This is a genomic window from Corynebacterium sp., from assembly GCF_030152825.1.
Lineage (GTDB): Bacteria > Actinomycetota > Actinomycetes > Mycobacteriales > Mycobacteriaceae > Corynebacterium.
The window spans coordinates 42,031-65,283 of record NZ_JASLIP010000041.1; the positions used below are offsets into that span (position 1 = coordinate 42,031).

Annotated in this window: 16 protein-coding genes; 4 read left to right on the plus strand and 12 right to left on the minus strand. The window is 65.7% G+C overall.

Features of this window, described 5'->3' with window-relative positions; all coding sequences use genetic code 11:
- Nucleotides 1-6 precede the first annotated feature (6 nt).
- From pks13 to Q1V78_RS04985, 10 genes are all read right to left on the minus strand, one after another.
- Nucleotides 7-5,007 carry a polyketide synthase Pks13 gene (gene pks13 / locus Q1V78_RS04940; protein WP_300612266.1) on the minus strand — a complete coding sequence of 1,667 codons (5,001 nt, stop codon included), beginning with the start codon at nt 5,005-5,007 and terminating at the stop codon, nt 7-9.
- A 78-nt stretch (nt 5,008-5,085) separates the two neighbouring features.
- Complete coding sequence (locus Q1V78_RS04945; RefSeq protein WP_300612268.1) at nt 5,086-6,963, minus strand: FadD32-like long-chain-fatty-acid--AMP ligase; 1,878 nt, start codon at nt 6,961-6,963, stop codon at nt 5,086-5,088.
- A gap of 102 nt (nt 6,964-7,065) precedes the next feature.
- Nucleotides 7,066-8,016 (minus strand): cutinase family protein, encoded by a 951-nt coding sequence (locus Q1V78_RS04950; protein WP_300612270.1) that lies wholly within the window; start codon nt 8,014-8,016, stop codon nt 7,066-7,068.
- A 25-nt stretch (nt 8,017-8,041) separates the two neighbouring features.
- Nucleotides 8,042-8,623, minus strand: a complete 582-nt coding sequence (locus Q1V78_RS04955) for a hypothetical protein (protein ID WP_300612272.1) — start codon at nt 8,621-8,623, stop codon at nt 8,042-8,044.
- Between the two features lie 209 nt (nt 8,624-8,832).
- Nucleotides 8,833-10,773 carry an alpha/beta hydrolase-fold protein gene (locus Q1V78_RS04960; protein WP_300612274.1) on the minus strand — a complete coding sequence of 647 codons (1,941 nt, stop codon included), beginning with the start codon at nt 10,771-10,773 and terminating at the stop codon, nt 8,833-8,835.
- A 325-nt stretch (nt 10,774-11,098) separates the two neighbouring features.
- Complete coding sequence (locus Q1V78_RS04965; RefSeq protein ID WP_300612276.1) at nt 11,099-12,094, minus strand: alpha/beta hydrolase family protein; 996 nt, start codon at nt 12,092-12,094, stop codon at nt 11,099-11,101.
- Nucleotides 12,095-12,223: 129 nt separating this feature from the next.
- The gene (locus Q1V78_RS04970; RefSeq protein WP_300612278.1) at nt 12,224-13,276 is read right to left on the minus strand and encodes a decaprenyl-phosphate phosphoribosyltransferase; all 1,053 of its coding nucleotides are present in this window, start codon (nt 13,274-13,276) and stop codon (nt 12,224-12,226) included.
- 45 nt (nt 13,277-13,321) lie between these two features.
- Complete coding sequence (locus Q1V78_RS04975) at nt 13,322-13,915, minus strand: phosphatase PAP2 family protein (protein WP_300612280.1); 594 nt, start codon at nt 13,913-13,915, stop codon at nt 13,322-13,324.
- Nucleotides 13,915-15,999, minus strand: coding sequence for a glycosyltransferase (locus Q1V78_RS04980; protein ID WP_300612282.1), 2,085 nt, complete (start codon nt 15,997-15,999; stop codon nt 13,915-13,917). Before Q1V78_RS04980 ends, Q1V78_RS04975 begins: the two co-directional genes overlap by 1 nt.
- 165 nt (nt 16,000-16,164) lie before the next feature.
- Nucleotides 16,165-17,028, minus strand: a complete 864-nt coding sequence (locus Q1V78_RS04985; protein ID WP_300612284.1) for a GDSL-type esterase/lipase family protein — start codon at nt 17,026-17,028, stop codon at nt 16,165-16,167.
- 356 nt (nt 17,029-17,384) lie between these two features.
- Here Q1V78_RS04985 and Q1V78_RS04990 point away from each other — a divergent pair, with 356 nt between their 5' ends.
- From Q1V78_RS04990 to Q1V78_RS05000, 3 genes are read left to right on the plus strand one after another with little or no spacing between them, the layout of a single operon-like run.
- Nucleotides 17,385-18,533 (plus strand): FtsX-like permease family protein, encoded by a 1,149-nt coding sequence (locus tag Q1V78_RS04990; protein ID WP_300612286.1) that lies wholly within the window; start codon nt 17,385-17,387, stop codon nt 18,531-18,533.
- The gene (locus Q1V78_RS04995) at nt 18,530-19,204 is read left to right on the plus strand and encodes an ABC transporter ATP-binding protein (RefSeq protein ID WP_300612288.1); all 675 of its coding nucleotides are present in this window, start codon (nt 18,530-18,532) and stop codon (nt 19,202-19,204) included. The genes Q1V78_RS04990 and Q1V78_RS04995 overlap by 4 nt, the downstream gene beginning before the upstream one ends.
- Nucleotides 19,205-19,224: 20 nt before the next feature.
- A complete protein-coding gene (locus tag Q1V78_RS05000; protein ID WP_300612290.1) occupies nt 19,225-19,785 on the plus strand; it encodes a TetR/AcrR family transcriptional regulator in 561 nt (186 codons plus the stop codon).
- Nucleotides 19,786-19,881: 96 nt separating this feature from the next.
- Here Q1V78_RS05000 and glf read toward each other — a convergent pair whose 3' ends face one another.
- Complete coding sequence (gene glf, locus Q1V78_RS05005; RefSeq protein WP_300612292.1) at nt 19,882-21,087, minus strand: UDP-galactopyranose mutase; 1,206 nt, start codon at nt 21,085-21,087, stop codon at nt 19,882-19,884.
- Between the two features lie 136 nt (nt 21,088-21,223).
- On the opposite strand from glf, the gene Q1V78_RS05010 reads away from it, so the two are divergent.
- Nucleotides 21,224-22,336, plus strand: coding sequence for an AAA family ATPase (locus Q1V78_RS05010; RefSeq protein WP_300612294.1), 1,113 nt, complete (start codon nt 21,224-21,226; stop codon nt 22,334-22,336).
- A 14-nt stretch (nt 22,337-22,350) separates the two neighbouring features.
- Here the strand turns inward: Q1V78_RS05010 and Q1V78_RS05015 are convergent.
- On the minus strand, nt 22,351-23,253 hold a 903-nt coding region (locus Q1V78_RS05015), incomplete at its 5' end, for a cyclopropane-fatty-acyl-phospholipid synthase family protein (protein WP_300612296.1).

Genomic DNA, 23,253 nt, shown 5'->3' on the forward strand with positions numbered 1-23,253 from the left:
TCGGGGCTACTCCTCATCCTGTGGTTCTTCGTCCGTGGCCGGGGTGTCCTGGATCACCTCGGTGAGAGCGCGGCCCACCTTCGAGATCTCGGGCTCGTCGACGATGGCGAGGTGGTCGCCCTGCAGCTGGATGACATCCAGCTCGGTGACGATCTCGCCCCAGCCGCCGTCCGGCGAAATATCACGATATGCCGGTTCCAGCTCGATTGCACCATCGTGCATCCGCTCGGCGCGGAAGAGGGTGACCGGTACCTCGACGGCCGCCCAGGCGTGGAAATCCAGGGACTCGAGGATGCGGTTGTCCACGAAGCTGGCGCGCTGGTGCTCCAGCACACCCGCTGGCAGCCCGAGGCTGGCGGCCTCCGGGGACTGCAGCATCTCCTGGAACATCGCGAGCATAACGTCCTCGCCCTGCAGGTCCAGCAGCTCGTGCGGAACCTCCATCTCGAAGCCGTAGGTCTTGTTGACGAAGGCGGCGTAGCGGTCCCAGCGGGCGTGCATCTCCTCCTTCGTATCCGGCGCCGGGTTGGCCGGCTGCACGGTGTCGAGCAGGACGATGCGCTGCACCTCGGCGCTGGGCTCGCCCGCGGCGGCGCGCTGCGCAAGTTGGAAGGCGACCTCGTAGGCCAGGGCCCCGCCGAAGCTCCAGCCGCCGAGCATAACCGGGCGCCCCTCGGCCAGGGCGATGATCTCGTCCAGGTAGGCCGCGGCGCGTTCCTTCAGGCTGCCCTCGAGGCGTTCGACGCCGTAGACGGGGACGTCCTCCGGCAGGCGGCGGGTCAGCGGCTGGTACACCACCGAGGAGCCACCGGCTGGATGGAAGAGGAACACGCTCGGCTTTTCGGAGCCGGCCGGGCGGGCACGCAGCACGCGGATGTTGCCTTCGACGGCGGTCTCCAGGCTGGAGCGGACGGTATCCGCCAGGGCGGCGAGGTCCGCGGCTTCGGCGACCTGCTCGGCGGTGACCTCAGCACCGGAGCGTTCGCTCAGGCGCTCGGCGATCTGCTGGGCAGTCTCGGCGCTGATCTTCGGCAGCGGACTGGTGACGCCGGCTGCTGCCTTGCCGTTGATCTTCGCCCAGGTGGCGAAGACGAGTCGCTCGGAGGCATCACGCGGGGCGACTCCCCCGGTGTTGACGGTGTAGTCGGTTGCTGCGCCTTCGGCGTCGTCGGCTGTGTCACTTGCTGGCTGCGCGTCGGCCTGCTCCGCGGCACCCGATTCGCTGGTGCGGGAGGCGATCTCCGCCTCGACCATGGCGATCACGGTGTCCACGGAACCGTCGCGGAGCTGCTGGACCTGCAGCGGCGGCAGGTCGAACTCGTACTCCACCCGGTTCTTGATGCGCATGCCCATCAGGGAGTCCAGACCCAGGTCGATCAGCGGTAGTTCGCCCGGCAGGTCCTCGACGTCGTAGCCCATGGACTCCGAAACGATCTCCCGCAGCCGCTGGGCCACGCTCACCCCGCTGTCCGGGGTCCAGCGTGCCTCGCCCTCCTGGACCTCCGGCAGGGCGTGCGCGGACTGCGTCACCGCGCCGAGCTTCTGCCCTGCGTCCTCGTTGGCGTTGGCAACCGCAGCGGCTGGTGCAGCAGCTGCCGCGCCGGCGCCTGCGTCCCCGCCGAGCGTGCTGACGAAAGCCTCGCCCAGCACCTGGCCGGTGCCGGCGACGTCGAAAACCTGGAGGGACCAGCCGCCCAGAGTGCGGGTGGCGATGGTCGTGATCTCACCGGCTGCCGGCAGCACCCCGTGGGACTGTGCTGCGCTGACGGCGTGCCCCGGCGCGAGCTCGTCGGCCAGCGCCTCGGCCAGCACCTCCAGGGAGGCGACGCGATCCGCCTGCGTCGCGAAGGCCACCCGGCCGTCCGGAAGGTCCACGCGGCTGCCCGGCAGGCCCTGCGCGCCTGGGCCGGACGGGTGGGCTTCGGTCCAGTGCGGCTGTTCCACCCAGTGCTGGCCCGGCAGCTGCAGCGCGAAGTTGCGCGGGTACAGGCGACCAAAGTCCAGGTCGGCACCCTCGGCGTAGAGCTCGGCCAGGAGATTTAGAAGCGTCTCCGCGGCCGGCTCCTTGCGCTTGAGCGCGTAGAGGGTCTTGGCGTCGCCCGCGTCGTGAGCGAAGGCGTTGTTCATGATAGGCATGAGCGCGACCGGGTGGGCGGAGAGCTCCACGAAGGTGCGGTAGCCGTCCTTGAACTGCTGGCCGGTGGCGTCCGAGAACCAGACCGGGTGGCGGGTGCAGTGGACGAAGTAATCCGCGTCGTGCACAGCCTCACCCGGCTGGTAGACCTCACCGCGGTGGACGGTGGAGTACAGCGGCGTGTGGATCGGGCGGGCGGTGATGCCGCCGATCTCGTAAAGGAGTTCCGAGAGGATCGGGTCGAGCATCGAGGTGTGCCCCGCGCCCTTGACGTCCAGCATGCGGGCGAACTTGCCCTCGCCGTCCAGGTACTCGACCAGCGCGGCGACGGCCGCCTGCGGGCCACCGACGGTGGTCATGCCCGGCGCGGCGTAGACCGCTGGCTCAACCTTGGCGAACTCCGGGTGCTCGGCGCGGAAGGTCTCGAGCGCCTCCGGGCCTAGTTCGATGACGGCCATCGCCCCGGCCTGGTCGCCGGTGAGCTGGCTCTCGCCCTCGCCCATGAGTCGGGAGCGGTGGCAGGCCACGACCATGGCGTCCTCCAGGGACAGCCCGCCGGAGCCGTAGGCGGCACCGATCTCGCCCAGGGACTGGCCGACGACCGCGGCCGGGCGCAGCCCGAACTCCCGCAGCAGGTCGGTCAGCGCGATCTGGACGGCGGTAATTGCGACCTGGGCGGATTCCAGGTCGAAGTTCTGCTCGTCGTCGTTGATCTTCTCCACCAGCGACCAGCCGGATTCGCGCTGCACGATCTCGTCGATCGCAGCGAGGCGCTCGGCGAAGAAGCTGGAGATGCCGGCGAGCTCCTTGCCCATCTTCCGGTGCTGGGAGCCGAAGCCGGAGTAGACCCACACCGGGCCGGTGGCCGCCGGAGAGTCCGCCGTGAAGACGGAAGCGCCCTTCTTGCCCTCGGCGAGGCGCTCCAGCCCCTCAATAGCTTCAGCGGCGCTGGTGGCGCGGACGATGCCACGAGAGCGGCCGTGGTTGCGGCCGGCGAGCGCCCCGGCGACGTCCAGCAGATCGGCGGACTGATGCTCGGCAAACCAGTCGCGCAGGTCGCCTGCGGCCAGGCGGCGGCGGGAGGGTAGGAATCCGGAAACCGGCAGCAGAGCGGCCGGGGTCTCGCAGGCCTCCCAATCGATCAGCGGGCGGCCCGGGTCCGTGCCCGCGGCGGCGTCCGAGCCAGCGTCGGAACCAGCAGAGCCAGCGGCCCGCTCCTCATTCAGTGCAGCAGCGTCGCGAAGCTCCTCCTCGGTCGGTGCTGCGATCACCACGTGTGCATTCGTGCCACCGAAGCCGAAACCGGACACACCGGCCACCGGGCGGCCCGAGTACTCCGGCCACTCGCGCGGATCCTCGACCACCTCGAGGCGCTGGGCGTCGAAGTCGATGTGCGGGTTCGGACCAACGTAGTTCAGGCTCGGTGGCAGCACGCCCTCGCGCATCGCCATCAGAACCTTCATCACGCCGGCCACGCCCGCCGCGGCCTCGGTGTGGCCGAAGTTCGTCTTGGCGGATCCCAGCAGGGTCGGGTGATCCGCATCGCGCCCCGCGCCCAGCACCTCGCCGAGCGCGCGAGCCTCAATCGGGTCGCCCAGGATGGTGCCGGTGCCGTGGGCCTCCACGTAGTCCACGGTCGTCGGGTCGATCCCTGCGTCCTCGTAGGCAGCGCGCAGCACCGCGGACTGCGCCTCCGGGTTCGGTGCGGTAATGCCGTTGGAGCGGCCGTCGGAGTTGACCGCCGAGCCCTTGATCACGCCGAGGATGTTGTCACCGGCTGCCACGGCGTCGGAAAGCCGCTTGAGGACGATCACGCCCGCGCCGTCGGAACGCACGATGCCGTCGGCGTCCTCGGAGAAAGCGTGGATCTTGCCGGTCGGGGACAGCACACCGGTCTCGGAGAACGCGATGGTCGCGAAGGGGTTGGCCAGCAGGTTCACACCACCGGCGATCGCCACCTCGGAGCTGCCATTACGCAGGGAACCCACGGCCTGGTGGATCGCCACCAGCGAGGAGGAGCAGGCGGTGTCCATCGCCACCGACGGCCCCCGGAAGTCGAAAGCATAGGAAATGCGGTTGGCGACGATGGAGCTGGAGTTGCCGGTCAGCGCATAGGGGTGGGCGACCTTCGGGTCTGCGATGATGAGGTTCGCGTAATCGTTGTTCGTGGTTCCCATGAACACGCCCACATCAACCCCGCGCAGCGTGTTCGCCGGGATCAGCGCGTCCTCGAGGGCCTCCCAGGTCAGCTTCAGCAGGATGCGCTGCTGCGGGTCCATGTTCGCGGCCTCCAGCGGGGAGAGCCCGAAGAACTCCGCGTCGAAGGACGCCAGGTCCGGCAGGTAACCGCCCGTGAGCTGCGCGTCCGCCATGCGGCGGGCCATCTCCGGGTTATCTGCCCACTCGGACCAGCGGCCCTCCGGCAGCTCGCCGATGCCGTCCTGGTAGCCGATCAGCAGGTCCCAGATCTCGTCGGTGGTCGGGGCACCGGGGTAGCTGCCCGCCATGCCGACGACGGCGATGTCCCGCTCCCCCGGCGCCTGCTCGCCGCCCACGGCCCGCTTCTGTGCGGACGCTGCCGCCGGAGCGCTCGCCTGGCTTTGAGAGCTCAAGTAGTCGACGAGCGCCCCGATGGAGTTGTGCTCATAGGCCACGGTGGCGTCCACCGACTGGCCCGTGATGCGCTGCAGCTCGCCGGAGAGGATCACCACGTCGCGGGATGAGAGCCCGAATTCCTCCAGGGGCTGATCGTCGCGGATCTCCGCCTCCGGGGTGTCGGTGGTCTCCGAAACCCAGTTACGCAGCCACTGCCGGAGCTCGGATTCGCTCCGGGGGTGGCTCTGCTGAGCGCGACCCACGTTATCTTCTGCCATGGTGACCGGGTGATTCCTCTCGTTGCAATGCGGCGCGTCCTAGTGAATCTTTCATCCTAACGGACGAGCCGCCTAACTCTAGTTGAATTGGCCCTGCGTGTAGGCCTTCGCCGCGACACGGCGGGCGATCTTGTTGGCGCTGGAGCGCGGGATGTTTCCGGCACCCACGATGCGGATATCCGCCGGCTTCAGGCCGTGGACCTTGGAGACTGCCGCGCGGATGTCGTTGGCAGCAAGCCCGTCCTCCACCGGGGAGGCCTCCGGGGTGCGCTCCGCGAGGATGACCAGGCCCTCGACGTCCTGGCCCAGCTCGGCGCCCGGTACCGCGAAGGCAGCGATCGCGCCGTGGCTGACGTGGGACGTCGCCGCGGCAGCGGTCTCCTCGATGTCCTGCGGATAGTGGTTGCGGCCCGCGACGATGACGAGGTCCTTCAGGCGGCCGGTGATGAACACCTGACCGTCGACGATGACGCCGAGGTCGCCGGTGCGCATCCAGTTATCCTCCGGCGCGTTGCCTGCCCGGGAGTTCTCCAGCAGGCGGTGGTCCGCAGGCAGGTGGTTGCGGAAGGTGAAGGTGGTCTCTTCCTCACGGTTGAGGTAACCGGCGGCGGTGTTCTCGCCGTTGGTCCACAGCTCACCGACCTGGCCGTCGGCGAGCTCCTCGCCGGTCTCCGGGTCAACGATGCAGAGGCTCTGCCACGGGCAAACCTGGCCGACGGAGGTCAGCGGCATGGCTGCCTCGTCGCCCTCCGGCAGAGCCACGGCGGTGCCGCCCGCGAGCTGCTCGCGGTCGAACCACTGGGTCCACGGCCGCTTGTCGGTCTGTGGGGTGGTGACCAGCAGGGAGGCCTCGGCCAGTCCGTAGGACGGGCGCATCGTGTCGCGGCGCAGCTGGTAGTTGGCGAAGAGGTCGAGGAAGCGCTCCACGGAGGCGTGGGTGACCGGCTCGGAGCCGTTGACCAGGCCGTCGACGCGGGAGAGATCCAGGCCGGCGAGCAGCTCGGCGTTCGCCTCGTCGGCGGGGTTGGCGTAGCGGGTCGCCAGCTCGAGAGCGAAGTTCGGGACGACGGTGTAGATGTTCTCCTCGTCGTCGCGCTTGTCGAGCTGCTTGATCCAGCGGGCCGGGTTCTGCAGGAAGTCCCGCGGGCTCATGAGGTCGAAGGGCAGGCCCAGGATGGAGGCGAAGGTCGCGAGGATCAGGCCCATATCGTGGTGCAGCGGCAGCCAGCTGACGATGCGCACCGGCGGCTGCAGCTTCACCGCGATGAAGATCTGCAGCACGTTGGTGACGATGGACTTGTGGGTCAGGACCACGCCCGCCGGGGTGCGGGTGGAGCCGGAGGTGTACTGCAGGAACGCCTCGTCGGAGCTCTTCGGCGCCAGCTCCGGATGCTTGGCCAGCAGCTCGGCCGGGTTCTGCCACTGCTCAGCGAGGCTGTCCGGCAGGGCGTCGGCGACGAGCACGCGCGGGCGCTCCGGGGCCGGGCGGTCGGCGAAGAACTCGCGGACGGCAGCGGCGGAGCGCTTGTTGGTCATGACGGCCACCGGGGTGGAGGAATCTAGCACCGCGGTGAGGTGGTCCGCGTGGCCCGGCTCAGTCGGGTCGTAGAGCGGCACCGGCACCAGACCGGCGTACATGATGCCAAGGAAGCTGTAGACATACTCGGGCGAGTTATTGGCGAGGATGGCCACCCGGTCACCACGCTTGGTGACCTGCTGCAGGCGCACGCACACGGCCTTGATGCGGGTGTTGATCTCCTCGCGGGTGTATTCGCGGAGCTCGCCCTCTGCGGAGTCGTTGTAGTCCCAGTAGCGGTACAGGACCTTGTCGGCCTCTCCCTGTGCCTTCGCCGCGGCGAAGAGCATCTCGTTCATGCCGGAGAGAGTCAGTGCATCGGGCACGGCGATATTGCCGTTCTCGTCGAAAAACTGCCCCATGGCTGCGTTAATATCCATCGGTGGACCACCTAGTCCCTTCCTAAAGCTCAGAAATTGCTGTTTTGTACCCTAAACTATTTAGGTGCTGAATGCACTACTTCAGGGTTCGTGTCTGAAGTTTTAGATGGGCTGCTGCACGAGGTCGCGCACCCAATTGGTGATCCACTCCGGCGCAGTCATCCCATCGACGACGTCGCGGTTCGTGTCGTAGTGCGCATGGATGCCGTTGGATCCCACCAGATCCTTCGCCCGGGACACCGCGTTACCGATCGTCGGCGGCGCGTCGCAGACAGTATCGCCGGCAGCACAGAAGTTCTTCACGCGGTCATTGAGCTCGCCGAAACCATCCGGGCGCCCGCCGCGCATCGTCGCCCCTGGCACGATGGGCTGCACGAGGGCGTTGACGGCGTGGAGCGCAACCTCCGCACCGATGCCGGTGTTCTTCTTATTGCCCACGAGCTCGCCGTGCTGTGGTTCCTGACGACCATCCGCAATCAGCGCGACACCGGCAATCAGGGACGGGTCCACCGGGCCGCGGTGATTACCGATATTCGACGCCAGGTCACCGGCGATGACCGCACCCTGGCTGAACCCGACGAGGACGAACTTCGTGGCCGGGCACTTCTCGTGCGTCGCCTGAATCTCCCCGACGGCGCGCCCCAGGCCCTGCTTGCGGGAGTCGTCGTAGCTCATCTCGTGCTGCGCGTTGAAGTTCCGGAACTGCGCGGTATAGGGCACCGTGTGGATCTTCACGCGCTCCGGGTTGGTCTGCTCCTGCAGGGGTTGGGTGACGTGCAGCAGCAGGGAGCGGGGGTTGGCCGTCGGGTTCACCGGGTCGTCGTCCGCCTTGGACTCCCAAGTACCGGGCAGGGCGATGACCTCGTAGTCAATGCAGCCCGGCGGGTTCGGACTCGCCTCGCGGCCCGGCTTCCCGGAGCCCTCGTTGGAGCCGGGCCCGCCGAAGCCGCCCTTCCCATCGGTACCCAGCCAGGAGCCGATGCCGGCGATGATGAGCACCAGGAGCACCACCAGGCCGATGATCGTCACGGTTTTGCCGATTGGCTTGCGCATTATTCTTCTTTCCTCCCGGCCACGCTTAGCGGCAGAGGTTTTCATCCGCGGCGGTGCGCAGATCCTTCATCATGGATTCGAACTTCTGGGTGAGGGCGTCGTCCCCCTTGGGCGCATCGACGAGCCCCTGGGCGAGCATCTGACCGGCCGCGACACCGATCAGCGGGGTATCCGATTCGCGGCAGTGGTGGTAGCCGGCAGCGATGATCTGCGACTCGATGGCGTTGCGGCTCGCTTCGTCCACCTTGTCGAAGTACACGCCGGACTTCTCCAGGGCCGCGAGGAAGTGCTCCTCCCCCTCGCTGCGGTCGTCACCCTCGGGGACGTCGTCGACCTCCTCGACGGCACCGTCCTGCGCACCCTTGCCGGTCGCACCGTGGTCGCCGGAAGACGCGCCCTCATCCTTGGAGTCGTCCTTATCCTTGCTCTTATCGTCGCCCTTGTCCGGCTTCGCGGATGCGGAGACGCTCGGCACGGCGGTGTTATCGGCCTGCTCCGAGTTGTCGACGGTGCTGCCCGTGCCGCATGCGCTGGCCGCGCCGAGGAGGGTCAGGCTCGCCAGGATGGCTAGCGGCCGCCGCATCGTTGGGAGGCTGGTCTTTCGCACAGTGCGCTTCCTTTCCATTGGCGCCGGAATTCGGCGGGTCAGCCATATTACGACCCCGCCGGGGCTGGGGCTAGTAGCCAGGCGCGGTGAACGGATTGACTAGTTAAAACGATACCGGGCACCGGGGGAGAGCGCTGGTGCACGCGCCGCCCCTCCTGGTGCCCGGTCTGCCGGGTTTTATCTTCCCGGCCCCGCCCTATGGGTGAGTGTTACTTCTTGACGATCTTGCCGTTGACCTGCTGGATCTCGCCATTCTGGAAGCGCACGACCTCGCCGCCCGCTGGGATCGAGACCTGGTCAGAGACTGGCAGGCCGTACTTGCCCTGCTCGTACTTCTCCTCGCCCCAGGCGTCGAAGATCGCGCCCTTGTAGATGATGTGAGCGCCGGTTTGCGGAGACCAGTAGATGTAGCCGCCGGTGAACTCGGAGAACTTACCCTTCTTGTTCGGCAGATCCATCTCGCCGGTGACCGGGAAGCCCAGCTTGGACTCCGGGCCCTTGGCTGCCATGTACTTCTTGGCGATCTCGCCCTGGACGTACTGGGTCTTGCCGTCCTTGTCGCGGGTGATGACGCCGTTCTGGAAGCGCTGCACCCAGCCGTCGCCGACCTTCTCGGCGTTCGCCACTGGGTAGCCGAGCGGGCCGTTCTCGTAGCCCTTCTTGCCCCAGGTACGCATGATGTCCTTCTTCACCGCGTAGGCGCCGGTCTCGTGGGTCCAGTAGATGTTGCCGTGCTCGAACTCGACGAAGCGGCCGCGGCCGTTGGAGATCTTATGCTCCTCGCTCTTCGGGTAGCCGAGCCAGGAGTGGGTTGCGCCCATCTCCACGTAGCGGGCACCGATGCGGCCCCACAGGAAGTGGGCGCCGGTGTCCGGGTGCCAGTAGGCGCGGCCGGAGCGGTAGTCCTGGACCTTGCCGCCGCGGGCGGCGTCGTATTCGCCGGAGACGCAAGCGCCGATCTGGGCGCCGATCTGCGGGTTGGCCTTCAGCGCATCGCCGATCGCACCGCCAACAACACACCGCGCTCCGCGGTCGCCCTCTGGCAGGGAGAGCGCGTTAGCGATCTTCGGCCACGCCTGGGTCATCTCGAACTGCCAGTACGGCCAGTTGTGGATGCCGGAGTTGCGGAAGTGGGCGGTGACATTCACGCCCTTCTTCTTGGCCTCCTTGAGGAACGTCTGGGTGGTCAGGCGGGACATGACCTCCAGGCCGATACCGGCCGGGCTATTCTCCTCCGGGCTGCCCGGGGTGCCGTTACCGGCGGAGACGTACACGGACATATCTTTCAGCAGGCCAACGCCCAGCTTCGGGTCGTGCTCGTACCAGTCCTTGGAGCCGAATGGGCCCCACATCTTCTGCGCGTCGTAGCCGCCACCGTCCTGCGTGGCGTAGGCGATGCCCTGCGGCATGCCCGGGGAGGTGGTGTCCAGGTAGCCGGAGAAGGAGCCGACGAACTTCCACATCTTCGGGAAGCGCTGCGCGAGGTTCATCGCCGCGGTGCCGCCCATGGACAGGCCGACGATCGCGCGGTCCTCGGTGCTACGCCAGCCCTCGCGCAGGACAGCCGGGAGCTCGTTGACGAGGAAGCTCTCCCACTTGTAGTGCTTGCCGTTATCCGGCTGCTGCCAGTCGGTGTAGAAGGAGGACTCGCCGCCAACCGGGAGGACGACGTTGACGTTCTTGTCCGCGTAGAAGTTCGCGATATTCGTGGACAGGGTCCAGCCGGACTCGTCCTCACGGGCGCGCAGGCCGTCGAGGGCCCAGACGGTCGGGAACTTCTGGTTCGGCTTGGAGTACCAGTCGCGAGCCAGCAGGATCTGGACCTTGACCGGCTTGCCCGGCATGGCGGCAGAGTTGATGTAGACGTTCGCCCAGCGGTCGGTGATCCACTCGACCTTGTCCACGGACACGCCCTCCGGCAGGCCCGGGAGGTTCTGCTCGGTCACGCGCACCGGCTCACGCGCCGGAACGTTGTCAGGCTCAAGGTAGCCAGTGCCGGAGCCAGGGCCGCTGGAGCCGGCCAGGCCGCCGGCAGGGCTCTGCGCGTTGGCGGCTGGCATCAGCGGCAGAGCGAGAGCCGCGGCCAGCGGCAGGGCAAGCGTCGCCTTCCCCAGACGGGAGGGGCGGGGGAGTTTCGCAGCAATGCGCATGTGTTTTCTTCCTTGTGTCCTTGTGAACGTCAATAAAACGGCCGAGATCCAGGCTGGTAGTTCCCAGTCGAAGCGGGTTCCCCTCCCGCTTCGTCCTGGGTTGCTCGCCAGCCTCAATAGCCACAAAGCCTAAAGCTTCACTTAAGGCTTAAGTTTACTGTTTCGTTAGGGCTTGTAAAGCACACTCGACGGCAACTCGCAGAAAAGTTTCCGAGACACAAAGAAAGGGGCGCTTCCTCGATGGAGAGGAAGCGCCCCTTTTTCTATAGAGCCAGGGTGTTCAGCCACTCACGGGAGAACACGATCCCATCAGGCTCGAACCGGACTAAGCGCCCAGTGCGCGCAGGATATGCGGGCGAGCCTTGCTGAGCTCGGCACCCCAGTTATTCCAGTTGTGAACACCGTTAAAGGGGTAACTGACAACTGGATTGATGCCAGCGGCTCGGGCAGCAAGCTCGAACTTGCCAGTAGAGCTACGGGCGAAGAATTCCAGCATGACCGCGCTAGCCCCGACCACGGGATTGTTCACAAAGTTAATGTCCGGCGTCGGCGCACCCTGGGCGGAAGAAAGGTACATCGGCAGGCCCCGCAGGCGGCCCACATTCAGGGTCGGATCGTTACGGAAGCGACCCGGGCTAGCCGGCGGGCCCCACATGTTCTCAACGCGAGCACCCGGGCCGGAAGAATCCTTCATCGAGTAGTCCATCGCGAAGTACATGCCGGGGAGGGTCGGGTTCAGGTAACCGGACATCGAGGTCACCTGCTTGAACTGGTTGCGGTGCCACGCGGCGAGGTTCATCGCGGCCATCGCACCCATGGACAGGCCGACCACAGAGTTATTGGTGCGGGAGACGCCAAACTCGCGGGCCAGGTAATTCGGCAGCTCACGGGTCAGGAAGGTCTCCCAGCGCGGCTTGCGCGGGCCATTAGTGCCGCCCCAGTGACCTTGCCAATCGGCATAGAACTGACCCTTGCCACCGACCGGCATAGCGATGGTGACGTTGTCGTTGACGAATTTGCGTGGAGCGTGCCCCAGCTCCACCCAATCGCTGTAGTGCTCTGGAGCGCGCAGACCGTCCAGGAAGTAGATGCCGGCGCTGCCGCCACGGGAGGCAGCCTGGATCTGGACCTTGATCTTCTGGCCCATCGACGGCGAACTGACCCAGCAGTCCTGCACGTAGTACTTGTACGGGGACCAGGTGCAGCCCGGGCGCAGCACGCCACGGGTATCGGCCGAAGCCTGCGGCGCAACTACGGTCGCCATGCCGAGCGCAGTAGCAATGGCCACCAGCACTGCTGTGAGGCGCTTGCCCATAACCATGGAGCTCATTTTAAGGTTCATGAAAAATCCCTCAAAGACGAATAACTAACGGCATGACGTTATCAAATCTTTATCTGACACGCCATACCGTTCGTATGAAAACTTTTGTTTTGGAAACTCTCTTGGGTATTAGAAAGCCGGAACCACGTAGACCGCGATGCCGATCGTCACCAGCCAGGCCAGCGCCAACACCTGCAAAGCGCGGTCGTTGAGCGCGATTTCATCCGGTGCCCCGCCGTCCCCCCGGTCCACATCGGCCGCGTAACGCAAGATCGCCACCGTGAACGGAACCATCGAGATCTGGTACCACACCGCGGCCGCACCGCTGACCTGCTGGGAGAGATCGAAGCCCCAGAGCGCGTAGCTCAGCACCACGGCCGTCGCGGCCAGCGTCCACACGAAGCGCAGGTAGGTCGGGGTGTAGCTTTCCAGGGACTTGCGGATCTTCGCGCCAGAGCGCAGGGAGAGCTTCAGCTCCGCGTAGCGCTTACCCGCCGCCATGAACAGGGAACCAAAGGCCGCGACCAGCAGGAACCACTGGGACAGGATCACCCCGGCCGCCACGCCACCGGCCATCGCGCGCAACATGAAGCCGGAGCTGACCAGGGCGATATCGATCACCGGCTGGTGCTTCCAGCCGAAGCAGTAGCCCAGCTGCAGCGCGATGTACACGGCCACGACGATGGCCAGCCCAGGCCCGGAGCTGGCCAGGAAGGACCCGCCCACCGCCAGGGCGATGAGCACCACCGACATGATGTAGGCCAGCGAGACCGGCAGCACACCAGCAGCGATCGGCCGGAAGCGCTTCGTCGGGTGCTGGCGGTCGGCCTCGACGTCGCGGGCGTCGTTGATGAGGTAGATGGAGGACGCGGCGAGGCAGAAGGCCACGAAGGCGATGAGGATGTCCAGCAGCACACGGCCCTGGAAGATGACGTCCCCGCCGGCCGCGACGGGCGCGGCGACGACCAGGACGTTCTTCACCCACTGCTTCGGACGCAGCGCCTTGATCATCCCGTCGAGCAGGTTCTTCGGTGGCTGCAGCTTCGCCGCCTCCACCGAGGTGCTCGTCTTCGACGCGTCATATTCCGTGCCCTCGTAGCGGCGCGCCGTCGCATCTGCCGACTCAATGCCGGAGGTATGGGGCTCGCCGCCGAAGACGGATTCTGGATCCCGATTGCTCACTGTTACGCGTCACTCCCTGTGGAAAACAAGTGTCTTTTCAACCCGCTAGGCATCGCAGCCACTCAGCCGCTGCTTCAAGCGGGGGACGATCGTCTTCTGAACTGCCTTACTGGTCGTCAACCCGATAAGCGTACCGACGATCACGTCGCTCGGGTAGTGCACGCCCAAGACTAGGCGGGAAAAGCCCATCGCGGGAATGCCCGCCAGGGGCGCCTTCTTCCCGCTAAGGTCCGCCATGCTCACCAGCGCTGCGGTGGAGCTGGTGGCGTGCGAGGAGGGGAAACTCAGCTTGGACGGGGTTCCCACGCCGATGCGAATCGCCGGGTCGTGCGGGCGGGGTCGGCGCACGATGCGCTTGATGATCACGCTCGCAGCGTGCGCGATGAAGGCGGACACACCCACGCCCAGCCACTCGGCCCGGCGCGGCTTATCCGCCGCTGCACCCGCTGCGGAGACTGCGAACCAGCCGAGTGCGTGCTCCCCGAAGTGGCTCATGCCGCGCGAGATGCGCTGCACCGAGGCCAGGCTGGAGCCGCTCCCCGGCTCGCCGATCGCGTTCTGGATCGCGACCAGCGCGCGGGTCTCACCGAACGGATCGCCCGCGACGCGACCGGCGGTCTGAGAATTTTGCGCAGCCATTAGGCACGCTCCTTCTTCGGCGCCAGGTTGGAATCCCGGCCTGCCTTGGCCAGCTCGGAGTCCGGCTCGAAGATCTGGGCCCAGCCCTCGAGGCTCGTCAGGTACGGGTGAGCCTCGCGGTAGCGGGTGCGCAGCTCATCGAAGCGCTCCGCGACCTGCTTCTGCAGGCGCATGGACTCGCGTGCCAGCTCCAGCATCTTGGCGCGGTCGCGCTTGCGGTAGACCACTCCCCGACCGTCAGCGGTGGTCACGGTCGCCCCGTCCACGCGGGAGAGGCTGAACCAACGGGCCTCGATCGGCGGCAGGTTGACCTGCGGGACCTCGTGGTGATGCTCATCGGCAGGCTTGGCGGTGTTGATCACCGCCTGAGTCAGGGTCTTGACCTTCGCCGGGATGCTCAGCGGGATGCGGGTAAGGTTACGCGGCCCACCGGATGGGTGCGGCAGTTCGGAAGCCGAGGGAATCACCACGGCGTCCGGGTAGCTCTTGCGCAGCGCGTTGATGCGCGGCAGGGAGGTATCCAGGATGCTAAACAGCTGCTCCGGGCCGGCCAGGAAATCCTTCATCGCCTCGTTCTGGATGGCGACGGTGGAGTACTCCAGGCACAGCAGGTGCTTGGCAGTCGCCTTTACCATCGAGGTGATGATGCCGCGGGTGCTGCCCTCGTGCTGGATGGCGGCGACGATGAGTCGGTTGCGCAGGTGGAAATAGGCCTGCCAGTCGATAGCGTCGTCCTTATCGGACCAGGCCATGTGCCAGATCGCGATGCCTGGCCAGGATGCGGTCGGGAAGCCGGCGTCCTTGGCGCGCAGGCCGAACTCGCCGTCGTCCCACTTGATGAACAGTGGCAGCGGCTGGCCGATGGTGTCCGCGACCACGCGCGGGATCATGCACATCCACCAGCCGTTGTAGTCGACGTCGATGCGGCGGTGCAGATCTCGGGAGTCGATCTCCTCGCCGGAGGCGTTCTTGCCATAGGAGCCGCGGTCGCGCAGCGGGTGCTTGTAGAAGTCGTGGTCGTAGTGGGTGTGGGGTGCTGCGGTCCACATGAAGGAGCCGCGGTCGATGACCTCACCCATGGTGTGTAGGTGGCTGCGCTCCTGCAGGTTCAGCATCTGGCCGCCGATCAGCATCGGGGAGCGTGCGTAGCGGGCAGCCGCCAGGGAGCGCAGGACGGAGTCCGGCTCGATCTGGATGTCGTCGTCCATGTAGAGGATGAACGGGCTGGAGGTGCCGCGCTCGGCGTGGCGGGCCTCGTACATAATGCGGGAGTAGCCGCCGGAGCCGCCGAGGTTGCCCTGCTGGACGATGCGCAGCTTGTCGCCGAAGTGCTCGCTGACGGCCGGGAAACCGGGCTCGTCGGCCGGGTGCTTGTCGCCCTGGTCAGGCATGATGACCGCCTCGATGACCTTGCCGACCTCCGGATCGGAAGCCAGCGCCTCGAGGGCGGCGACGGCATCTGCCGGACGATTGAAGGTCGGGATGCCGACGGTGACGCGCGGCTCGGCGGCGGGCAGCTTGTCGCCCGGGTTCAGGTGGGTCTCGGCGGCGGTGTCGGCGTCACGCACGACGGCCGGGGACTGCAGAACCTGGCCTTCGGCGGGCTTCGTGGCGTACCAGCCGGCGGAGTGGACGGTGGTCTCGGACTCGCAGGTCAGGTCAAACCAGATCCAGCCGCCGTCCTCGAAGGGGGCCAGGGAGACGGTGAACTCCGCGGTACCGTGGCCCTTCTCGTCGACGTCGACGTCCGCGCCGGTGACGGCGATGCGGGAGCCGTCGATCTTGGAGCGGTAGATGTCCACGCGGGCCTCGCCGGTCAGCTCAATGCGCAGCTGAACCTCGTCCAGCTGGGACCAGCGGCGCCAGTAGGAGGCGGGGAAGGCGTTGAAGTATGTCTCGAAGGAGATCTCCGCGCCGGCCGGGATGCGGCACTCGGTGCGGGACAGCGCGGTGACGCGGCCGGTGGTCGTGGACTCGTTTTCCACGATGTAGAGGCTGCGGACGTCGCGCGGCTCGCCTCGCTTCGGCATGATGATGCGTGCGAGGCGGGTATCGTCAAAATTTTTGCTGGAGTGTCCAGTCATATGAGCAGGTCAAACCTTCAGATCAGACAATAGTGATAGGTAATCGACCCTATTATTCCCCACGACCCGCCCCTGATGGCAGTACGCCACGGCCTGCACCGGCTTTCTCGCTGTGGAGTTCCGGTGCGGGCCGTGGCGTATGTGCGCGGGTGCTGCCCTGGTGGACTACATGTGGCGGGACAGAATGCGCGCCACACCCTCGTTGCCAACCTGCGTGAGGTGGGTGGTCATGTTGTAGGGCGTGGAGGTGTTGTCGACAAGGCCGGAGACGTAGCGCTGATTCGCCGGCGCGCAGGTGCCGTTGGCGCGGGTCGGGCCCTCCATGTCGATCCAGCCCACGCCGGTGGCCTTCGCAGCCTGGCGCTGCCAGTGCTGGGCGGCGTCCTGGGCCATGCGCACCGGTGGGATGGTCAGTGGTACCTGCTGCAGAGTGCGGGTCTGGATCCAGCAACCGGTGCCGTACTTATCGACGATGTGCGGGTACCCCACGAAGGCGACCTTGGCATTCGGGGCGGCGCGCTTGATGCGCTCGACCTGCGGGCGCACGCCGGCGACGAAGTTACGGGTCTGGATATTGATATGACCCGGGGCCTTGATGTTGTCCAGGATGCCGATGTTCATGAATACCGCGCGGGTGGAGCCATTGAGCTTGCCCTGACCGATGGCCTGGTCGACCTGGCGCTTGAGGTTATTCGACCCGTTGGACGGGGCGTAGGCGACGGCGCCGTTGCAGGCGTAGTCCTCGACCTTCACGCCGGTCTGTCGCTGCAGGCTCGCGGCGACGCGGACCTGGCCGCGCTTGCAGCGTCCTTCTGCCGGGGCGTTGCCAGTGACCTTGCCCGGTCCCTGCCAGAACTCCGCCATCTGGGATGGGAAGGTGCCGGTGCCGTTGGACCACATGGAGTCGCCGAAGAGGACAACGTTGCGCGGCGCGGCGTCGGCGGCTGGGACCGTTGCGGTGACTGCGCTGCCGGCCATCACGACTGCGGCGAGCCCCGCGAGCATTTTCGACATCTTCTTCTTCAGCATCTACCCATCCCTTGGTTTTGCGTTGGAAACTCTATTGTTCTGCACTTCGCGCAGCTTCGTGCCGCTTCGCGATTTTTCATTGTCGTACATCTGGCGCGCAGATCCAATTGCCAGCCAACTCCTAGCTGAGACACAGCGACGGCACGGCGGGCCATTGCCGTCACTTTGGTACCATCCTCGCCAACTTCCCCGCTCTTTCGAAACCGCCACTGACCAGCCCCCTTCCCCACCTTGGTAACACCCTGTTTTTATGTTGGCAACACAATGTTGCTAAGTTAGCTTCCAGCGGCTTTTCCGCTTAATTTCTTCGCGGTTCCGACCGCGCCCTAGTTTCCAAATACTCAGAAAGTTTCCCCATGTTCCTAGCCTGGCGCGAAATGCTGTTCGCGCGGACCCGATTCCTCCTGATGGGCGTCGTGCTCGGGTTGATGTCCCTACTCGTCGTCATCATCTCCGGCCTCACCGCAGGCCTCGTCAACGACGGCGTCTCCGGCCTGAAGGCCCTGGACGCGGACGTCATCGCCTTCGAACGCGGCACCCAAACGGACTCCGCGTTCACCCGCTCCATCGTCGACGTCGACGATGCCGAGAAGATGGCCGAGACCGACGGCGTCGCCGACGCCGCCCCACTCGGGCTCACCATCGCCAACGCCCACAACCAAGACGGCACCGCCGTGGACCTGACCCTGCTCGGCGTGCAGCCCGATTCCTTCATCGCCCCACCCGGCCTGCCTGACATGAGCCCGGCCGCCAACCGCAGCGAACAGACCACCACCCCGCACGAGATCATTCTCTCCGCCACCCTGGCGGACGAGGGCATCAAGGTCGGGGACACGATCACTATCGACCGACTGGACACCCCGCTCACGGTCACCGGCTTCGCCGACGGGCAGCGCACCTTCGGCCACGTCGACGTCGCCTACCTGCCGCTGGATGTGTGGCAGGAGATCCACGCGGGCGCTCGCCACGGCGAGGCAGTGAAGCCGGAAGCCTACGAGGAGGCCTCCATCGTCGTCGCGAAAACCGCAGAAAAGGCAGACACCGAAGCACTGTCGCAGGCCGCCGGGCTGGACGTCCACACCTTGAAGGAAAGCTTCGACTCCTCCCCCGGCTATACGGCGGAGATGATGACGTTGACGATGATCAAGTGGTTCCTCTTCGTCATCGCAGCACTAGTCACCGGCGCGTTCTTCCTGGTCTGGACGATCCAACGCGCGGGCAATATCGCCACGCTGCGCGCCATGGGTGCCACCAAGGGCTTTCTGCTGCGCGACAGCCTGGGCCAGGCCGTGAGCATCCTCGCGTTGTCCATCGTTGCCGGCGCGCTGATCGCCGTCGGCCTGGGCAGCCTGCTGGAGCGCACCGCGATGCCCTATGCCACCGAGTTCGGCTCCGTCATCGGCGGCAGCCTCATCCTGTTTTTCGCGGGTCTAATCGGCGCGGTCGTTGCCGTCTACCGCGTCACCCGCACCAACCCGCTCGCAGCGCTAGGAGAGAACCGATGAGCCACGCACTGAACCTCAGCGACGTCACCATCCAGTACAGCGACGGTGATTCCCAGGTCACCGCGCTCGACCACGTGAACCTAGCCGTGGCGCCGGGCGAATTCGTGGCCATCGTCGGGCCGTCTGGTTCCGGCAAGTCCACGCTGCTCGCGGTCGCAGGCGCGCTGACCAGCCCGGATTCCGGCCGCGTGGAGGTCGCGGGACAGGACATCACAGGCCTCGACGATGCGGGCCTGGCGAAGATTCGCCGTGAGAATATCGGCTTTGTCTTCCAGTCCTCTGGCAGCCTGCCCTCCGCTCTGACCGCGGAGGAGCAGTTGGAACTGGCTGCGCGCGTGATCGGCAAGCGGGGGCGATACTCAAATGCCGAACTGCTGGAGAAAGTCGGGATGACCCGGCGTGCCCAGCACCGCCCGGGCAGCCTCTCCGGCGGTGAGCGCCAGCGGGTGGGCATCGCCCGGGCGCTGGTCGGAAACCCGCAGGTGCTGCTGGTCGACGAACCGACCGCGGCCCTGGACCGCAGCCGGTCTCAGGAGATCGTGGAGCTGCTCGCCCGCGAGTGCCACGAGTTCAACGTGGCGGGCGTGATGGTCACCCACGATTACGAGGTTCTCGACCACTGCGACAAGGTCTACGAGATGGTGGACGGTCGCCTGACTGTGGCCGACTAGGGGCGACGTAAACTCGGGGTATGCCGAAGATTACGGAGGAGACGGTCGCCGAGCACCGTGCGGTCCAGCACCGCGCGGTGCTGGAAGCCGCGGAAAGGCTGATCGTAGAGCACCGCGGCAAGGTGCCCACTCTCGCGGAGGTCGCCGCGGCGGTCGGGCTGGCCCGGCCGAGCGTGTACCGCTACGTCTCCTCCCAGCACGATCTTCTGGTGCAGCTGCTCATTCTTTCTACCCAGGAGTGGAACGCGGAGCTGGAGGCCAAGATCGCGGATGCCCCACCGGAGCCGCACCAGCGGATTCGTGCTTATGTGGACGCCACGCTGGAGCTCTTCGCGCATGGCGCTCACGGCCCGCTGGTGGCTGCGGCGCAGAACTTCCCGGAGGCCTTCGCTGATGAGGAGGTGCAGCGCTCGCACGCCGGTTTCCAGACCATCGTCGCGGAGTTCTGCCCGGGCGTGGCCCCGGTGGACATCGCCCTGCTGAACGCGGCGATCGGGCGGGCGGCCGAGATGGTCGATAAGCCGGAGGCCTTCGACCACGCACGTCAGACGCTGTACGCGATGGCGGAGGCGCTGGTTTAGCGGCTGGGACCGCCACCGGGCGCCCGAACAGTCACCGAGCCCCTAGCCCCTCTTGGGCTGCGGGGAATCACAGCCCAAGCCCCCTAAAACCTGCGCTTAGTGCCCGCGCGGCTGGCTCAGCGGCTGACCCGACTCGAAGAAGGGCTGCAGCTGGTTGTCGTACATGGACAGCGCAGAGCCGATAGCCATGTGCATGTCCAGGTACTGGTAAGTCCCCAGGCGGCCGCCGAAGAGCACCTTGTTGTTCTCGGACTCCGCGGCTGCGAGCTTGCGATAAGCCTCCAGCTTCTCGCGGTCCTCCGGGGTGTTGATCGGGTAGTACGGCTCGTCGTTATCCTCCGCGAAGCGGGAGTACTCCTTGACGATGACCGTCTTGTCCTTCGGGTACTTATCCTCGCGCTCCGGGTGGAAGTGACGGAACTCGTGGATGCGGGTGTATGGGACGTCCGCGTCGTTGTAGTTCATCACCGGGGTGCCCTGGAAGTCGCCGGTGTCCAGCACCTCCTGCTCGAAGTCGAGGGTGCGCCAGCCCAGGTGGCCTTCCGCGTAGTCGAAGTAGCGGTCCAGCGGGCCGGTGTAGACCACCGGTGCCTCCGGGGACGCAGCGCGCAGCTCGTCGCGGACCTCGAACCAGTCGGTGTTGAGGCGCACCTCGATGTTCTCGTGCTCCGCCATGTTCTCCAGCCACTTGGCGTAGCCCTCGACCGGCAGGCCCTCGTAGGTGTCGTTGAAGTAGCGGTTGTTGAAGGTGTAGCGCACCGGCAGGCGGGAAATGTTGGACGCCGGCAGCTCCTTCGGGTCGGTCTGCCACTGCTTGGCGGTGTAGTCGCGGACGAAGGCCTCGTAGAGCGGGCGACCGATCAGCGCGATGCCCTTCTCCTCGAGGTTCTTGGCATCCCGCGGGTCCAGGCCGTCGGTCTGGTCCTTGATCAGCTGGCGGGCCTCGTCCGGGCTGTAGTACTTGCCGAAGAACTGGTTGATCAGGCCCAGGCCCATCGGGAACTGGTAGGCGGTGCCCTTGTGCATCGCGAAGACGCGGTGCTGGTAGTCGGTGAAGTCCGTGAACTGGTTGACGTAGTCCCACACCCGCTTGTTGGAGGTGTGGAAGAGGTGGGCGCCGTACTTGTGGACTTCGATGCCCGTGGTGGGCTCGGCCTCCGAGTAGGCGTTGCCACCCAGGTGGTCGCGGCGTTCGACGACCAGGACGCGCGCGTCGTGCTGCGAGGCGGCGCGCTCGGCAACAGTCAGGCCGAAGAAGCCGGAGCCGACAACAATGAGGTCATATTTCCCGTTTGTGCTCATGTGCCCCAGGGTACTGGGTGGGCCGGGAAAACTAGCTGAGCAAAACCCGTTAGCAGCGCCTTTTGATGCTCTTTGATACATCGGCGATATATCAAGAGGTATCAAAATGCAGCCATCTCCCTACACGCCAGGTTCAGTGGCCAAAGAAACCTACGGTCGCGAGAAGCATATGAAAAACTTACGCCGCGAACTCGCTTTCCTTGCTCAGTTTCAGGAGCTTGTGGGGCGGGTGAGCGTTTTCGTCGGTCCTCGCGGCGTCGGCAAAACCTCTTTGCTCCGTGCCGCACAACGCGAGGCCGAAAATATCGGTATCAATACCATTTTCGTCACCGCGGGTGACGGCCCCTTTGTACAGGAACTCATGCTCGCTCTCGAAAAGCTATCTGAGACATGGCACACCGAGGCCAAGGACTATTTTCGAGGGATGGTAAGAAACCTTCGGATCACCCTGGGAGGTTTATCGATCGAAGCGCCCCAAACCAATGACGGGGCATCAAGGAATTTAGGTCGCCAGCTCCAGGAGCTGCTCACTAGTGCAGGAAACAATTCTTCAAAGAAGGGTAAGGGGCTCCTGATCCTCATCGATGAAATTCAGGCAGCCGACCCCGAGGGAATGCGTGCTTTCGCCTATGCCTGGCAGCACATGCAAGCTGAAAACCCCGATCTGCCAGCAATGACTATCGCAGCAGGGCTGAGCCACGCCCAGGATGCCATCACCGATGCGGTGAGCTTCGCTGAGCGCTTCCGTTATGTCTATCTCAGCAACCTCGACGGCCCTGCGGCCCAAAATGCGCTGACGCAGCCTGCCAAGGCACAGCAGGTCACATGGTCGGAGACCGCGCTTTCCCTCGCTCTATCTAGCGTCCAGGGCTACCCTTACTTCTTGCAAGTGATTGGCGATGAAACCTGGGCCGACGCCAACTATCCTTCCGCCGGATACCGGATCACCGAAGAAAATGTCTCGAATGGCCTTTTGGAATTCAATGAGATCAGGCAGAGTTTTTTCAGAGCCCGGTGGGCCAAAGCAACATCCAAGGAGCAAGAGGTACTTCGCGCCATAGCGCGTCTCGGTGGCGGCCGGGTCTCCCGATCAGATATTGCGCACGAACTGGGTGTGTCCACCCAAACCCTCAGTCAGCCGCGGGCGAATCTAATCGACAAGGGGTTGGTTTCTTCTCCTGAACACGGTTTCCTCGAGTTCACCGCGCCCGGCTTTGCCGAGTACGTGCTGGCGGTCGACGGCGCATAGCTGAGCAAAACCCGTTAGCTTTCCCACCACTGGCGGACCGGCAACCCGGTGGAACCATCCGCGTAGGGTTTCACGGCCAGCACCTGGTGTAGCTGCACGATATTGTGCTCGAAGCCCCACTCAGACCCGGCCATGTACAGGCCGAACAGCCGGGCGGTCCCCTCACCCACGATGCGTACGGCCTCGTCCCAGTTCTCGGCGAGCAGCTCGCACCAATCGTGCAGGGTGCGCTGATAGTGGAAGCGCAGGTTTTCCTCGTGGTGCACGTCGAAGCCCACGTCCTGCATGCGGGTCACGATCGTGCCGGAGCCGGTGAGCTCGCCGTCGGGGAAGATATAGCGGCCGATGAACTTCCCTGCGTTGATGCGCTCGTTGGTGGGGCGGGTGATGCAGTGGTTCAGCATCCGCCCACCCTCGCGCAGTCGGCCGTACATCAGCTGGAAGAACTCCTCGTACTGGCGGCGCCCCACGTGCTCGAGCACACCAATCGCGGAGATGGCGTCGAAGCCGGTCTCGGGGACGTCGCGGTAATCCATCAGCCGGACCTCCGCGAACTCCTCCAGGCCCTGCTCGCGGATCTTCTCATTCCCCCACGCGACCTGCTCCTCGGAGAGCGTCACACCGATGGCCTTCACGCCACGGGCGGCGGCGTAGCGCACCATCCCGCCCCAGCCGCAGCCGACGTCCAGCAGGCGGTCGCCGTCGGTGAGCCGCAGCTTGTCGAAGACCAGGCGGTACTTATTCTCCTGCGCCCGGTCGAGCGGCTCCTTCGCAGCCGAACCCTTCGCCCACTGTCTCTTATCCCAGCCCCCCGGGGTATCGGACTCATCAGCCGGGTAGTAGGCGCAGGTATAGGTCATGGAGTCGCCGAGGAAGAGCTCGTAGAGGTCATTGCCGACGTCGTAGTGGCGCTGCAC